Source organism: Pseudomonas fluorescens Q2-87, assembly GCF_000281895.1.
Taxonomy (GTDB): domain Bacteria; phylum Pseudomonadota; class Gammaproteobacteria; order Pseudomonadales; family Pseudomonadaceae; genus Aquipseudomonas; species Aquipseudomonas fluorescens_S.
Window position 1 is genome coordinate 2,419,820 of the sequence record NZ_CM001558.1, and the last position, 15,537, is coordinate 2,435,356.

At 62.6% G+C, this 15,537-nt stretch carries 13 protein-coding genes; 1 reads left to right on the forward strand and 12 read right to left on the reverse strand.

Annotated elements, in window-relative coordinates; genetic code table 11:
* Nucleotides 1-95: 95 nt before the first annotated feature.
* From PFLQ2_RS16755 to PFLQ2_RS16730, 6 genes are read right to left on the reverse strand one after another with little or no spacing between them, the layout of a single operon-like run.
* The gene (locus PFLQ2_RS16755; protein ID WP_003180686.1) at nucleotides 96-1,733 is read right to left on the reverse strand and encodes a BatD family protein; all 1,638 of its coding nucleotides are present in this window, start codon (nucleotides 1,731-1,733) and stop codon (nucleotides 96-98) included.
* Nucleotides 1,730-3,466 carry a vWA domain-containing protein gene (locus PFLQ2_RS16750; protein WP_003180688.1) on the reverse strand — a complete coding sequence of 579 codons (1,737 nt, stop codon included), beginning with the start codon at nucleotides 3,464-3,466 and terminating at the stop codon, nucleotides 1,730-1,732. The genes PFLQ2_RS16755 and PFLQ2_RS16750 overlap by 4 nt, the downstream gene beginning before the upstream one ends.
* A complete protein-coding gene (locus PFLQ2_RS16745; RefSeq protein ID WP_003180689.1) occupies nucleotides 3,463-4,542 on the reverse strand; it encodes a vWA domain-containing protein in 1,080 nt (359 codons plus the stop codon). Before PFLQ2_RS16745 ends, PFLQ2_RS16750 begins: the two co-directional genes overlap by 4 nt.
* Nucleotides 4,535-5,029 (reverse strand): DUF4381 domain-containing protein, encoded by a 495-nt coding sequence (locus PFLQ2_RS16740; protein WP_003180691.1) that lies wholly within the window; start codon nucleotides 5,027-5,029, stop codon nucleotides 4,535-4,537. Before PFLQ2_RS16740 ends, PFLQ2_RS16745 begins: the two co-directional genes overlap by 8 nt.
* Nucleotides 5,026-5,970 (reverse strand): DUF58 domain-containing protein, encoded by a 945-nt coding sequence (locus PFLQ2_RS16735; protein ID WP_003180693.1) that lies wholly within the window; start codon nucleotides 5,968-5,970, stop codon nucleotides 5,026-5,028. Before PFLQ2_RS16735 ends, PFLQ2_RS16740 begins: the two co-directional genes overlap by 4 nt.
* Nucleotides 5,971-5,979: 9 nt before the next feature.
* A complete protein-coding gene (locus PFLQ2_RS16730) occupies nucleotides 5,980-6,939 on the reverse strand; it encodes an AAA family ATPase (RefSeq protein WP_003180695.1) in 960 nt (319 codons plus the stop codon).
* A 603-nt stretch (nucleotides 6,940-7,542) separates the two neighbouring features.
* On the opposite strand from PFLQ2_RS16730, the gene PFLQ2_RS16725 reads away from it, so the two are divergent.
* Nucleotides 7,543-7,911, forward strand: coding sequence for a DUF6124 family protein (locus PFLQ2_RS16725; protein ID WP_003180697.1), 369 nt, complete (start codon nucleotides 7,543-7,545; stop codon nucleotides 7,909-7,911).
* Nucleotides 7,912-8,158: 247 nt separating this feature from the next.
* On the opposite strand, the gene PFLQ2_RS16720 is transcribed toward PFLQ2_RS16725, so the two are convergent.
* The 6 genes from PFLQ2_RS16720 to PFLQ2_RS16695 form a co-directional block, all read right to left on the reverse strand.
* Nucleotides 8,159-9,874: an ATP-binding cassette domain-containing protein gene (locus tag PFLQ2_RS16720; protein WP_003180699.1), complete on the reverse strand. Its 1,716-nt coding sequence runs from the start codon at nucleotides 9,872-9,874 to the stop codon at nucleotides 8,159-8,161.
* A 434-nt stretch (nucleotides 9,875-10,308) separates the two neighbouring features.
* Nucleotides 10,309-11,286 carry a 2-hydroxyacid dehydrogenase gene (locus PFLQ2_RS16715; RefSeq protein WP_003180702.1) on the reverse strand — a complete coding sequence of 326 codons (978 nt, stop codon included), beginning with the start codon at nucleotides 11,284-11,286 and terminating at the stop codon, nucleotides 10,309-10,311.
* 14 nt (nucleotides 11,287-11,300) lie between these two features.
* Complete coding sequence (locus tag PFLQ2_RS16710) at nucleotides 11,301-12,599, reverse strand: MFS transporter (protein WP_003180705.1); 1,299 nt, start codon at nucleotides 12,597-12,599, stop codon at nucleotides 11,301-11,303.
* Between the two features lie 58 nt (nucleotides 12,600-12,657).
* Entirely contained in the window at nucleotides 12,658-13,626 is a 969-nt protein-coding gene (locus PFLQ2_RS16705; RefSeq protein WP_003180707.1) for a sugar kinase, read from the reverse strand.
* Complete coding sequence (locus tag PFLQ2_RS16700; RefSeq protein ID WP_003180709.1) at nucleotides 13,619-14,401, reverse strand: sugar phosphate isomerase/epimerase family protein; 783 nt, start codon at nucleotides 14,399-14,401, stop codon at nucleotides 13,619-13,621. The genes PFLQ2_RS16705 and PFLQ2_RS16700 overlap by 8 nt, the downstream gene beginning before the upstream one ends.
* Nucleotides 14,402-14,472: 71 nt before the next feature.
* Nucleotides 14,473-15,498 carry a LacI family DNA-binding transcriptional regulator gene (locus tag PFLQ2_RS16695; protein ID WP_003180711.1) on the reverse strand — a complete coding sequence of 342 codons (1,026 nt, stop codon included), beginning with the start codon at nucleotides 15,496-15,498 and terminating at the stop codon, nucleotides 14,473-14,475.
* Nucleotides 15,499-15,537 lie beyond the last annotated feature (39 nt).

Below are 15,537 nucleotides of genomic sequence, written 5' to 3' on the forward strand. Positions count from 1 at the left end.
GCTCGATTGCGCAGCAATCGCAAGAAAGGGGCCGCTGCGCGCCCCAGCGGGAGCAAGCTCCCTCGCCACAAAAAACAGCGCCCCAGGAAACAGGATTATTTGGGATAAAGCGGCGGCAATCCGCTGTCGCCCAGAGGGTCCTGGGAGCGTTCGGCAGCGGGAATGGTGCGGATCGCCCGCCACAGGTCATCGCCTTGCCATGTCTGGCCGGTCTCGCTGTAGAGCGCGCCGTTGAGGCCGTCGAGGGCGTCGGACAGTGGCACGAAGCGCGCCGCCATGTCGGCCAGGGTTTCCGGTTGTTGCCGGGCCCAGGCGTCCAGGGCTTGGCGGGTGGCGTGGGGGTCGTTGGCCAGGCAGGTGCGCTTGAGATCATCGAGCAAGGTGCGCGGGCTCGGCCCGGCCTGGGTCGAGCGCAGGACGGCCGGCTGCCAGCGGCCTCGCCACCACAGGCCGAAGCCCAGCACGGTGGTGCAGGCCAGGATCAAGGTGCTCAGTTGCCAATACCAGAGCGTGTCGCTGTCGACCGTGGTCACGACCTGCGGCGTACCGGCCGGCGTGTCCACCATCAGGCTGGGATTGTTCGCCACTTGCAGGGTCCGCGCCGGAAGGCTGGTGCGGTCCAGGTGATCTTCCAGGGTGTTCCACCAGACTACTTCCACCGGCGGCAGCTCGATGGTGCCGCTGCGATTGGGTACCAGTGCTTCGCGGTCTTCACGGCTGCCCACCAGTCCGCGTTCGCTGCTGCGGCTGCTGAGGACCGGTTGGTCCGGGTAGCGCCTCAGGCCATTGATCTCGGTGGCCGGCAGAGGCGGCAGTTGGGCGCTGGCCAGGCCTTCGGCTTCCAGGGTCAGGCTGCGGGTCAGGGAGTCGCCGACCTGGCTGTGGGTCGGTTCCGGGCTCCAGCTCTCGCTCAATGACAGGCTGCGTGCCGGCAGCCAAGGTACATCGGCTGGGTAGCTGGCGGGCTTGGGGTTGACGGTCAGGCGCAGTTGCTCGGAACTGACGCGCATCAACTGGCCGGGCTTGGGACCCGAAGGGACGGCATCCTGGGCCACCGGTTCGACCAGGGTGGCGCTGAAGGTCTGGGCGGGAATCGCCAATTCGCCGCTGCGCTGCGGATAGATGCCATAACGCAGTTCGATCACGCCATGGCGCACATCGTTGATGACTTTCTCATAGGTGCGCGACTCGCCCAACTGCTCGGTGCGGGCGTCGGGGATGTGCAGCGGCGTCAGGCTGCTGTCGTCGTAGAGCGACACCGAATGGTAGATGCGCAGGGTCAGGATCGCCTGGGCCTGCACATACACCTGGGTCTGGTCGAGGCTCGCTTCGATGAATACCGGCGCCAGGGTGCCGGACGCATTGCGGGTTTCGCTCTCGATCACTTGCAGGGTAATGGGCTGGCTGGTCGTTTCCCCCAGTTGCAAAGGCGGGATGACCACGGTGCCGCTTTGGCGCGGCAGCAGGGTCACGATCCAACGGGTGGTGGCGCGGTTCTCACCGTCGAGGGTGGTCAGTTGGTTGACCTGGCGGGTACCGCGCACATCGAACAAGGCCTGGAGCGGGCCCAGGTCGGGTTTGCCAAACAAGGTCGCGTCATTGGATTCCAGGGTCAGCTCGACCGTTTCCCCGGAATTCAAGCGGCTGCGGTCCACGCTGGCCGTCAGCTGCGCGGCCTGGGTTGCAGAGGCCCAGAGCAGCAACACGAGAAGAAGGGCGGTGAAGCGGGTCATTGGGTTTTTCCCTGGGCCTGATGGCTTTGCTGTTCATACCAGAATTTACGCCTGAGCAGTTCGCCAGGGTTATCCGGGATCTGGCGCAGCCATTGTTCCATGGCCTGGCGCTGTTCTTCATCGTTGCGCTGCCCGGCGGCGGGGCGCAGGGGCGGCGTGGTGGTCTGCTCATCGGGCAGTTCGCTGCCCGGTACATCCTGGGCCGTGGGCGGTTGCGCTGTCCGGGGCGGCTGGGACTCGTCCGGCGTCGCTGTGCTCTCGGAGGAGGGCTGTCCAGGCTCCGAAGACTGGGTGGCGGTATCGGCATCCGGTGATTGCTCGGCGGGGCCCGGCTCCTCGCTTTCGGCAGGCTTGGGTTCTTCCGCAGGCGGTGCCTGTTCTTTCAACAGGCTTTCCACCAGTGCTTTGTTGGTCTGGGCGGGACGCAGGTCCGGTTGCAATTCCAGGGCCTGTTCATACGCATCCAGCGCCGCCTCCAGTTCGCCACTCCTGGCCAGGGCATTGCCACGATTGTAATGGGCGCGGGCGTCGGTGCCCTCGGCGAAGCGCCGGGCGGCTTCGCCGTAGTCGCCGGCTTCGTACAGGGCGACACCTTGCCATTGGCGGTCCTCGAAGTGCGCGGCGGCCTCGGCCGGGCGTTTCTGCTTGAGCAGATGCTGGCCCTGCTGATCGGGGCGCAACCACAGGTCCTGAAATTCGAAGGCGTGCCCGGTTTGCGGCAACATGAACAGCAGCGGCAGGCAGAACAGCCAGCCTCGACGCCCGGCGCAAGCGGCCAGCAGCAACAGCGGCAGTAGCAGCCAGTAACCCTGGTCGGCCCAGGTGTCCAGCCGCAACGTCTGGCCGTCGCTGCGCAGATGACGCGGGCCGTCCATCAGGCCCAGGCCGCGCAGGTCGCTGTCGTCCAGGCGCGCGGGCCGATAACGGCCGTCCAGCTCGTTGGCGAAGGATTTGAGGCCCGGGCTATCCAGGCGCGGCATCAGGATCGCGCCCTGGGCGTCCTTGAGGTAACTGCCGTCTTCTTGGGCGACCGGGGCGCCTTCGCGGGTGCCGATGCCCAACATCAACCATTGCGTGGCGGAGCCGTCCAGGACCTGACGGATGCCTTGGCGCTCTTGTTCGTTCAACGACGAACCAATCAGCAGGATCCGACCGTGACCCAGCTCGCCCTGGTTCAGCAGGGCAATGGCCTTGTTGATTGCGAGATCGGCACGATGGCCGCTTTGCGGCATGATCGATGGCGCGAGGGCTTCGAGCAGGTTGGCGCTGGTGGACAGGTCATCGGACAGCGGCACCAGCGTGTGGGCACTGCCGGCATAGACGATGATGGCGGTCTGGGCATCGCTGCGGCTTTGCAGCAGGTCCAGCACCTTGCGCCGGGCCTGTTCCAGGCGTGTGGGAGGAACGTCGGTGGCGAGCATTTCCGGGGTCAGCTCCAGCACTACCACCAGCGGGTCGGCGGGTTTCTGGCTGGTCTGTTCGACCCGCGCCCAGCTCGGGCCCAGCAATGCGAGCACGATCAACAGCCAACCCAGGCCCAGGGCAATCCACGGCAGTTTGCTTTCACGGCCGTTGCCGCCACTGAGCAGCGCGGCATGAAACGCGGCAGGCAGGATCATCTGCCAGCGGCCCACCCGTTTCTGCCGATGCCACAGTTGCCAGAGCAACCAACCGAGCAGCGGTAGCAGCAACACAAACCAGGGGCGCAGCCAATGCGGCCATAAAGCGATCATCGGCGCCTCCGCAAGCGCAGGCGCTTGAGGCGCTGGCGCCATTCGGTGTGTTGGGTCGGCTGGAACAGCGGTTGCGTAAACAGGCGCTGCAATGGGTTGTCAGGCCAGCGTACCCGGACCACCAGCAACACGCTCAACAACAGCGCAATGGTCAGTGGCCAATGATAAAGCGCCAGGGCGGGGCGGGCCTGGGTCGGTTGCTGGGCCACCGGTTCAAGCTGGTCGAGGGTGGTCTTGATCGTCAGTAATTGTTCACCATCCTGGGCGCGGAAATAACGGCCGCCCGTGACCTGAGCGATGTCCTTGAGGGTTGGCTCGTCGAGGTCCAGGCTCGGGTTGACCCCCAGGAAGCCTGCGGTGCCGCTTTGTTCCGGATCGGCGCCGATGCCGATCGGATAGATTTTCACGCCTTCTTCAGCGGCCAGCCGCGCGGCGGTCAACGGGTCTATTTCGCCGCCGTTGTTGGCGCCATCGGTGACCAGGATCAGCACGCGGCTGTGGGCCGGGCGCTGGCGCAGGCGCTTGAGGGCCAGGCCGATGGCATCGCCGATGGCGGTGTTCTTGCCGGCGATGCCGATGCGTGCTTCGTCGAGCCAATGTCGCACGGTGCGGCGGTCGAACGTCAGCGGGGCCTGCAGGTACGCCTGGCTGCCAAACAGGATCAGGCCGACCCGGTCACCTTCGCGACCTTCGAGGAAATCCCCCAGCATGTGCTGGACCAGCGAGAGGCGACTGATCTCCTCGTCCTTCCACTGCATGTCAGGGAAATCCATGGAACCGGAAACGTCCACCGCCACCAGCAAGTCGCGGCCGCTGGAGGCAATGGGCAACGGCTCCCCCAGCCACTGCGGTCGGGCGGCAGCCATCAGCAACAGCAGCCACAGCAGCATGAAGGGGGCTTGTTGGCGCCAGGTCGGCAGGTTGGCCCTCGCTCGACGCCCGACGAGGCCTTCGAGGTCGTCCAGGAAGCTGACCTTGAGCGCTGGCTCGCCGCTGTCGGCCGCCGGCAGCACCAGGCGCATCAGCCAGGGCAGCGGCAACAGGGCGAACATCCACGGCCAGGCGAATTCAAACATGTTTGCGAATCCAGGTTTCGACTGCCTGGGTCAGGCCAGCAATGGCTTTGTCGTCGAGCTTGCATTCGGGTTTGTAGGCACCTTCAACGAGCACCATCCAGCGGGTCAGGCCGGCCGCCGGGCAGCGGTTATCCAGGAAGGCCAGCCATTTACGCCCGTTCAGGGTATGACTCTGGCTGTAGGGATAATGGTTGCGGCACAGGCGCTTGAGCAGCCCGTTGAGTTGTTGCAGCCAGGCGCCTGCCGGCGCGCCGTCGTAGGGCTTGGGCAGCAGGGCGAGTTCGGCCAGGGCAGCCAGGCGCACCGGGTCCAGGGGCTGATCGGCACGGGCAGCGGTGCGCTTGGCGGGTATGAACCGACGCAGTTGCCACAACCCCAGGCCCAGCAGCGGCAACATCACCAGCAGCAACCACCAGCCCGGCGCCGGGGGCCAGAAACCGATAGGGGGCGGCGCCATCAGGGGCTGCAATTGATCCAGGCTGCTCATCGGCTTTTCCCGGCCCGCTTGGGGTTCAGGTATTCGCGCAGCTGTTCGACCATGTCGCCTTGGGTGCTGAGGGGCATCATCAGGATCCGCAACTTTTGCGCCAGCATCTCCCAGCGCTCCTGGCGAGCCTCGGCCTGGGCGCGATAGGCCTGGCGCAGTTCGAAGTTCAGCGTATCGAGTTCCAGTTGCGCGTCGCGTTGGGCGAAACGCAGCAAGCCGGCGGCCGGCAAGGCATGGTCCAGCGGGTCCGACAGCGGCAGCAGCAACAGGTCGCAATGACGCGACAGCAGGCTCAGTTGCTGCTCGGCGCTGTCGGACAGCGCGCGCTCGTCGCAAATCACGATCACCAGGCTACCGGGCCGCAGCACTTCCCGGGCCCGACGCAGGGCGATGCCGAACGAGTCGCGGTCCGGCTCGCCTTCGGTGTGCAATGACTGATTGACCCGCACCAGACGGTTGAGCAGTTGCAGAAGGCTCTGCTTGCTGCGCCGGGGCTTGACCTCGTAATGGGTGTTATTGCCGAACACCAGGCCGCCGACCCGATCATTGTGCCCCAGCGCGGCCCAGCCGATCAGGCTGGCGGCCTGGGCGGCGAGTACCGACTTGAACACCAGCCCCGAACCGAAGAACAGCCGATGGCTTTGCTCGATCATGATGAAGATCGGTCGTTCCCGTTCTTCGTGAAACAGCTTGGTGTGGGGTTCCTGGGTCCGGGCGGTGACGCGCCAGTCGATGGTGCGCACGTCGTCACCGGCCTGGTAGACCCGCACCTGATCGAAGTCCACCCCGCGCCCGCGCAGCTTGGAGTGATGCAGGCCGATCAACGGGCTGCGCTGGCCCGGCGTCGAGAACAACTGCACTTCGCGCACGCGATGGCGCATCTCGATCAGCTCCGAAAGGCTGACGCGGATGCCCGGTGCGGGCGCCAGTGGATTATTCATGACGCATGCTCAAGCGACAGCGACGACGTCGAGAATCCGCTGCACGACCCGGTCCTGGTCGATGCCGGCGGCCTCGGCTTCGAACGACAGAATGATGCGATGGCGCAGCACGTCGAACAGCACGGCCTGGATGTCTTCCGGGCTGACGAAGTCACGCCCGGCCAGCCAGGCGTGGGCACGGGCACAGCGGTCCAGGGCAATCGAGCCCCGGGGGCTGGCGCCGTAGGCAATCCACTCGGCCATCTCCGGGTCGAATTTGGCCGGGTTTCGGGTGGCCATGACCAGTTGCACCAGGTATTCCTCCACGGCATCGGCCATGTACAAACCGAGGATTTCCTTGCGGGCCGAGAAAATCGCCTGCTGGCTCACGCGGCGTTCGGGCTTGGTTTCGCCGTTCAGCGCTTCGCCCCGGGCCTGCTGCAGGATGCGGCGTTCTACCGCGGCATCGGGAAAACCGATCTTGACGTGCATCAGGAACCGGTCGAGCTGGGCTTCGGGCAGCGGGTAGGTGCCTTCCTGCTCGATCGGGTTCTGTGTGGCCATTACCAGGAACAGCGGCGACAGTTCATAAGTGCTGCGCCCAACGCTGACCTGCCGCTCGGCCATCGCTTCCAGCAAGGCCGACTGGACCTTGGCCGGGGCACGGTTGATTTCGTCCGCCAGCACCAGGTTGTGAAAGATCGGCCCTTGTTGGAACACGAAGCTGCCGGTTTCCGGGCGATAGATTTCCGTGCCGGTGATGTCGGCAGGCAGCAGGTCGGGGGTGAACTGGATGCGATGGAATTGCGCTTCGATCCCTTCGGCCAGCTCCTTGATGGCCTTAGTCTTGGCCAGCCCCGGCGCGCCTTCCACCAGCATGTGGCCGTCGGCGAGCAAGGCGATGAGCAGGCGCTCGATGAGTTTTTCCTGGCCGAGGATCTGCGTTGAAAGAAAGGTTCGCAGCGCCAGCAGCGCTTCACGATGTTCCATCGATGACTGTTCCTGGAAGGGGTGGCCCCGCACGTCTGGATAACGCCGGGGCTGGGGGCAATACTTTAATGCATGGCAGGGGGTGGCGACTAACGGGATTTTGATCGGCCGTGTGAATTGTGATCGGCTTGGAAAGATTGTGGGGGTGGGTTTGCTTGCCATAAATACCACCCCGACAGGCGCACTTACCCCGTGGCGAGGGAGCTTGCTCCCGCTTGACCGGGCTGGCGCTCCAGTGCGAAGCACTAACAAAATGAAGGGGTGTTTATCTGGATGTAGGAGTGTTCTGTATCGGGCTACGTTGTCTTGCGCCATTGCCTACGACTGCGCCAGAATCCGCCGGCTTGTGCGCTTGGGAGGCAGGTTTTATCGTTTCCGGGTCGCTGAGGAATCAGCGATCGGGTTTGGTAGCCCGGTTTTCTACATGACGCAAGCGTCACTTTTTACAAGTGCATCTCAGCATTTGTATTGATGGTGGCCATGCGTAGGGCGCTTTCGAGCGCGCCGGAGTTCATGTGGGCCGGTCTACCAACCTTCGTATGGCCGCCACCCTCGTTTGGTAGCGAGGTGGTGGTTTCTCCTATCCCGCATGAGATTCCATTTATGTTCAAAGCTACCCCGAATCCCCCGGACACCGATCCGACCTCACCGCGCCCAAAAACCAAGTCCCAAAAACACGACAAAGTCACCGACCGAGTCCTCAACCATTACCTGAACCCCAAACCGGGCAAACCCGAAGCGGAACCCGCCCCCGGCCAACTCTTCACCGTCAACAAAGACATCGACACCGAATGCCTGCTTGCCAACCTCAGCGAAACCCTGGCTTCGGCCAACGTCATGGTTAATGACCTGGCCTTCGACTTGGATGGTTCACGCCGGCATTTCCTCCTGGGCATCCAACAGCTGATCGAACTGGGCAGCCTGCTGGCGAACCGTGCTCTGGACAACATCGAAACCCGTCAGCCGACATAACCCCCGTGGCGAGGGAGCTTGCTCCCGCTGGGCTGCGCAGCAGCCCCAAACCGAGCCGGCGCGGTTCCCCAGACACACCGCGCCGGGCGGGCCTGCGACTGCTGCGCAGCCGAGCGGGAGCAAGCTCCCTCGCCACAAGGGATTTGTGTCATTCCGTAAGTGCTGGGTGAACCGCAAAACCTTGGGAGCGAGTCTGCTCCGGGCGGCGATCCGACGATGACGGCAGCAGATCCAGCACCCTATTTCGCTAGTTCTGCGTCCGAATCTCATCCACCAGCAGCTTGACTGCGGGCCTGTCGAGCAGCTCCCGCCACGGACCATCGTCCACGATTGCTCCTTCATGTATCACGATGACCCGGTCAAACCGATGCAGGTGGTCAATGTCATGGGTGACACAGATCAAACCCTGCCCGGAGAAAACGTCGAATAACAGGTCCCAAAGGGGCGTGGTCAGCCTGGGTTCGATGGATGCGCTGGGCTCGTCGAACAGATTGAATTTTCCGGGCTTGTTGATCAGGCGCAGCAGCGACAAGCGTTTAGCTTCGCCTCCGGAGATATTCGATGCATTTTCGCTGACCTGCCGTGTCGTCACGAGCTCATCCAGTTCCAGTTGCCGTATGGCTCTGGGCAAATCCGGCGATGCGCTGCCTCCGAACAGAACCGATTGTTCAAAAGAGCCTTCCAGAAACCGTGGTTGTTGAGGACAGTATCTCAAGGCGTCCAAGTGCGCTTGACCGGTCAAAAATGAGACCGGCACCGCGTCGATACTCAGTTGGTCTCGCGTTAATGCATCAAGCCCGGCGAGGGCTTCCAGAAAAGTGGTCTTGCCTGCGCCGCTAGGGCCCGTAACGGCCACTGACTGCCCTTGGGTAAACGCCAGGGAGCGCTTGATCGACAGGCGAAGCGATCCCGTTCCTGCCACTTCGCAGGCTCCGAGTTCCAGGACAGAGGACCGCTGCAAATCAACCCGCGCCAGCCGATTGCTGCAATCGAAATTCGGAAGTGATAGCAGACCCTGAAATTGACGCTGGTCTGCAAGGAACTGATCAAGCACACGATACCCTTCAGTCAAAGTTGAAATACTGACCAGATAACTCCCCGCGATTGAAAAAATGGCAACCAGCTGCCCGACACTGATACTGGGCTGCCCCGACAGTTGGTCCACGACGCCCCAGTAGAGCAAGCCCCCAGTGGAAAGGCTTACGAACAGTATCTTGGCGGTGCTCAGCAGGCCGCCGGATGATGCCGTCGTCACCGCCGCGTTGGCATAACGTCCGAACGCCGCATTCAACGGGTGCAGGGCCGTAGGTATGGCACTTTCCAGTTTTATGATTTTCCCCGCGTTGAGGGTGTTGTAGAGGTGGGCACTTAAATCGTCTTCCTGCTCATTGACAGCATCGATGTGTTTTCTCCGCCATCTGATGATTTTATGGGTGGCAGCCAGATAGATCATTCCGAATGCCGTCATGCTCAAGAAAACTCCAATGCCCCCTATGTAAATAAAAGCAGTCCCAACAACTATGAATTCCAACAGTACGGGGAGCGCAATGGTCACCATGAACGTCAGTAGTTGTTCGTGAGCAGTAATTCCGCGCTCAACCGATTTGATGAAGTGGCCGATTCTCCAAGAATTGAATAACGAAAACTCCTTGCCGATGAGTTCGGTGATCCACTCCTTGGAAGCGTTCATGATAATGCCCTGTACCAGTTTGGACAGTGCATGGATTTGCAGTGGAGTGATGATCGCGTGAATACATCCCGCGACAATCAGGCCTGTCGTCAGTGCGAGCAGTGTGCTGGAGGTTGGACTTTTATTGCCTTGCAGGGTGTCGATGATGGTTCCAAGTAACAATGGAGGGGCGAGCGTGATGAGTTTGAGTGCGATGATTGTTGCGACGGTTAATATCAGAAGCGACGTATGTTTTTCGCATGCGGTTTTAATAAGCATTTGTATAGATAGCATACGACCGTCCATGAGGAGCTGCGGTTTAGGCATTAACTGGCGTGTTAGCGGTGCGCGAAGGGCGTGCGCGTATGAAGTTATATGAATAGCAGTCGGTTTTTGGATGTGCTAGATCCCAACATCCGACGTTGTTGTGGGGGGCTTCCTGATAATCGGTAAGACGTATCTGAAGGAAAAGCTGCCGCGGATTTTTATGTGCATTTGTCAGGGCAGGATTTGTAGGGGGTTAACTTAAGGGGCGTCCACACACCCTGAAAGTCGGCCGTATTTTTCGGCTAACCCATTGTGGCGAGGGAGCTTGCTCCCGCTGGGCTGCGCAGCAGCCCCGAAGCCCCACCTCGGTGTATCAGGCTGGCCGCATCCAGCCCTTTAGGGGTCGCTTCGCAACCCAGCGGGAGCAAGCTCCCTCGCCACAGCTGTGCTTGGCTGATTGCTCAGCCCACCCAAGCCCCCGCATTCACCAGATTCACCGGCCGTTCACCCGCCAATGCCGCCAACAGATTGTCCACCGCACAGCGCGCCATCGCTTCCCGTGTCTCGTGGGTGGCCGAGCCCATGTGCGGTGTCGCCACCACGTTATCCATTTGCAACAGCGGCGAATCCGCATCCAAGGGTTCACGCTCGAACACGTCCAGCCCCGCACCACGGATCTGCCCGCTGCGCAGGGCGTCGATCAGTGCGGCTTCATCCACCACCTTGCCCCGGGAGATATTGATGAAGATGGTCTCGGGACGCATCCGGGCAAACGCCTGCGCGCCGACCAGCCCTTGGGTTTCAGCCGTCAGGGGCAAGGTCAGGCAAATGAAGTCGGCCTGCCGAAACAATGTTTCGAGGCTGCAATAGCGCGCATTGAAACGCTGCTCGACTGCCGGCTTGGCCGAATGGCTGTGGTAGATCACCGGCATGCCGAAGCCGAAGTGACCGCGCTGGGCCAGGGCTTCGCCGATGCGGCCCATGCCGATGATGCCCAGGGTCTTGCCATGGACATCGCTGCCAAAATGCTTGGGGCCGATGCTCTGTTGCCAGCCGCCAGCACGCACCAGGTTGGCCAGCTCCACCACGCGGCGGGCCGTTGCCAGGATCAGGGCAAAGCCGGTGTCTGCGGTGGTTTCGGTGAGCACGTCCGGGGTGTTGGTGAGCAGGATCCGGCGTTCGGTCAGGTAGTCGATGTCGTAGTTGTCGACCCCCACCGAGACGCTGGCAATGGCTTGCAGGTTCGGCGCCAGGTCCAGCAACGGTGCGTCCAGCTTGAGGCTGGCCCCCAGCAAGCCATGGGCGCTGGACAGGGCCTCGCGCAGTTGCGCCAGGCCCTGCGTGTCGAGGCGCTCGATGAGCGTGACCTGGGCCTGCGCTTGCAGACGGGCCATCAGTTGCGCTGACAGCGCTTTGTACAACACCACGTGCTTTTTCATGGGCAGGTCTCGATTCAGGAATGGGCGGACGCCGAGCGTGGCGTCGCGGTTTTGGACACGGCCCGGTCACTGGCGCCGGGCTTGAGGGCGAGGGTCAGCACCACTGACATCAACAAGGCGCCGCTCATCAGCAGGAAGGACATGCCAGGGGAGCCGGTGGAGCCGTTGAGGTAACCCACCAGGTAGGAACCGCCGAACGAACCCAGCGCACCCATGCTGTTGATCAACGCCATGGCACCGCCGGCGACATTGGCGGGAAGAATTTCTGGAACGATGGCGAAGAACGGCCCGTACGGGGCGTACATGCAGGCCCCGGCGATCACCAGCAGGCTATAGGACCACCAGAAATGCTCAGGCCCCAGCAGGTAGGAGGCGTAGAACGCGATGGAGGCGACCAGCAGCGGTGGCCAGACGAAGCGCTTGCGTTTTTGAGCCTTGTCCGATGCCCAGGACACGCCCAGCATGCCGATCACCGCCGCCAGGTAGGGCAGCGACGACAGCCATCCGGCCTCGACCATGCTCATCTGCAAGCCGGCCTTGAGAATTGATGGCAACCACAGCACAAAGCCGTAGACGCCGATGCTCCAGCAGAAAAATTGCAACGCCAGGATGATGACCTTGGGCGAGCGGAAGGCTTCGGCATAGTTCTTTACGGCCTTGATGCCGACCTGTTCGGCTGCCAGTGCGCTTTCCAGGTCCTGTTTTTCCTGGTCGCTGAGCCACTTGGCCTGGGCCGGACGGTCATCAGCGAGGCGCCACCAGATAAAGGCCCAGAGCACTGCCGGCAGGCCTTCGATGATGAACATCCAGCGCCAGTCGAATTGCTGCACCAGGTAACCCGACACCACCGACATCCACAGCATGGTCACCGGGTTGCCGAGGATCAGGAAGGTATTGGCGCGCGAGCGTTCTGCCCGGGTGAACCAGTGACACAGATATACCAGCATCGCCGGCATCACGGCGGCTTCGACCACGCCGAGCATGAAGCGGATCACGATCAGCCAATACGCGTTGGAGACCACGCCTGTCAGCGTTGCCAGTGAACCCCAGAGGATCAGGCTGACGAAGATCAGCTTCTTCACGCTGTGCTTTTGCGCGTAGATCGCCCCCGGTACTTGGAAGAAGAAGTAGCCGAGGAAAAACAGCGCCCCCAGCAATGACGACAGCCCAGGGGTAATCATCAGGTCCTTGGCCATGCCCGAAGCGGCGGCGAACCCGTAGTTGGCCCGATCCAGATAGGCCAGGCTGTAGGTGATGAACACGATGGGCATGATGTACCACCAGCGACGGGTGGCGAGGTTGAGCGTTTGCATGTCTTTGACTCCTGAGCTTGTTGTTTTTGTTTGCAGCAGGTGTGTTTTGCGGTGGCCTCTATCGCGAGCAAGCTTGCTCGCGATGGGCGGTTTCAAATTCAGCCAGTAACTCCGCTCGGGTCGGCAAACCCTCCATGTCTCCGCGGCTCTGTACTGCGCGGCTGCCAATCCAGTTGGCGCGCTGCACGGCCTCGGTGATGGCGCGGCCTTCGAGCAACGCACTGACCAGACCGACGGCGAAGCCATCGCCGGCGCCCACGGTGTCCACCACCCGGGCCACCGGCACGCCGGCGATAACGCCTTCGTCCAGGAGCGTGCGGTAATAGGCGCCGTCCGCGCCGAGCTTGATCACCACGGCTTCGGCGCCTTGGTCCAGATAAAACGCGGCGATGTCGGCCGGGTCATCGAACCCGGTCAGCAACCGCCCTTCGCTGAGCCCCGGCAAGACCCAGTGGGCGAGGGCGGCGAGGCGATTGATTTCGCTGATCATCGTCGACTCGCTGGCCCACAGGCTCGGTCGCAGATTGGGGTCGAACGACAGGCTGCGACCGGCCTCGCGCATACGTGTCATCAGTTCAAAGGACATGCCACGGGCCGTAGCCGACAGCGCCGGCACGATGCCGGTCGCGTGCAAATGACGGGCGCCAAGCAGCGGTGGCGCGATGGATTCGATCGACAGGCAACTGGCCGCCGAACCACGGCGGAAATACTCGACCTGCGGGTCGCTACCATCGTCGGTACGGGATTTGAACTGGAACCCGGTGGGGCGCTCCGGATCGACTGCCACATGGCGACAGTCCAGGCCTTCGTTCTCCAGCGTCCGGGTGACGAAACGCCCCAGGGAATCGGCGCCGACCCGGCTCAGCCACGCCACGTTGAAGCCAAGCCGCGACAGGCCAATGGCGACATTGCTGTCGGCCCCGGCGATGCGTTTGTGAAAGTGATCGACGCAGGCCAGGTCACCGTTCTGGTCGGCCACCAGCATCGCCATGGTTTCGCCGAACGACAACACATCGTACTCAGACATGGGCAGGCTCCCGGCGTGGCTGCCCGAGGCGGGCAAGGGTGGCGACATGTTCGGCGGTCAATTGCAGCAAGTCGTCGCCTTGCAAGGGGTACTCGGCGGCGCGCATCACGCCGGTTGGCATCTGCTTGAGCAACTGCTCCCAAAGATGCAGGTCCGCCATTGCCGGGGGCACCGCAACCAGTTTGCCGTCGGCGCGCCGGGCCACGGCCTTGCAGTGCACATAAACCACATGCCGTCCGAGCTGCCGGGCCGCCACGGCGGCCGATTGGTCCTGCCATTGCCAGTTGCCAATGTCGAAGGTCATGCCGATGGGCAACCCAAGCTGCTCAGCTGCGGCGAAGAACCGTTGCAAGGGTTCGATTCGCCCGCCCTGCAAGGTCTGGTCGTTTTCCACCAGAAGCTGTACCGGGCTTGTGGCGAGCGCATCCGCCAGGGCTGACAGGTCATGGGAGTCGCTGAAATGACCGAGTGAGACTTTCAGCCAAGTCGAGCCGAACGTCTCGGCGCGTTGCAAGGCAGGCGTCAGGGCGGCATTAGGTTTGGACCGGCCCGCCAGCCACAGCTCGAGCGGGGATGAAAAAATGCTTTGCAGACCTTGGGCCTGGGCATTGGCGGCCAGTTCGGCGGGCTGTTCGGTGGTGAGCAGTTCTTCGCGCCATTCGATCCGCGAGGCCCCGGCGGCCGCCAGCAGAGGGATGAAGCTGCCTTGGCCATGTTGCCGCACCAGGTCGGCGCCGTAGCTGGAAAGGCTGATGGAAACGTCTGGTTTGTGCATTGTTGTTATACCTCTGAAACCGGTTTCAGTTTGGTTCAAAAAAATTTATGGGGTGTGCTTCAGGGCCTCAATCACCGAAGAACGCCAGACGTCGACCCGCGCACAATCAACCGCGCCGCAAAATCCAGGGTCCGTACCGGCCCGGTGTCGCCGCGCAGGCGCTTGAGCAGACACTCGAAGGCTTGGGCACCCATTTCCGCCGTGGGTTGGGCGAGGGCGGTGATGCCGCTGCCGACCAAGGGGTACCAGTCCAGATCGTCGAGCGCGATCAGGCCGATGTCGTCGAACAAATGGCAGCCCAGTTCACGCAAGACTTGAGTGGCAGCCAACGCGGCAATGCCATTGGCGCAGAACAGCGCCTTGGGGCCGTGGCCTGGCTGGGCGAGAAAGGTCTTGATGCGCGTGGCCAACTGGTCGCAGATCTCCACGACGACGCCGGCCAAAGCTGGGCGTCGAGCGACTCCGTTGGTGAAACTGTCGACCCGCTCGATCCGCGAACTGGTGCCGTCGAACGGCTCGGTCACCAGCAGCAGATCGCGGTAGCCTCGTTGTTCAAGATGTTCGAGCGCCATCTCGACAGCGGCAGGGTTGTCCAGCCCCACCAAGTCGCTTTCGAGCCGGTCGACCTTGCGATCCACCAGCACCAGGGGCATTTCACGGCGTAGTTCCAGCAGTTCGTCACGATGATGGCCAAGGGTGTTCACGATCAGGCCTTCGATGTTGTACGCGCGCAACAGCGCCAGGTGCTGGCGTTCCTGCTCGTCATCGCGGTCGGTGTTACACACCACCAGGCTATAGCCATGGCGGCGGCAAGCGGTTTCCACGCCATGCATGACGGCAATTGAATAGGGGTTGCGGATATCGGCCACCAGCATGCCGATCAGACGGGTGCGGCCGCGCTTGAGGCCACGGGCCATCTGGTTTGGGCGATAGCCCAGCTCGCTGATCGCCTGCTCGATGCGTCGGGCGATGGCCTCGGAGAGCAGGGCGCGGTCTTCGCCAATGAAGCGCGAGACGCTGGCCTTGGATACCCCGGCGCGCTCGGCGACATCAAGCATGGTCACGCGACTGCGCTGGGCGGCGGAGAAAGAATTCACGGATAGAAACCTGCTTATTGGAATTATTGAGCGGTTCTG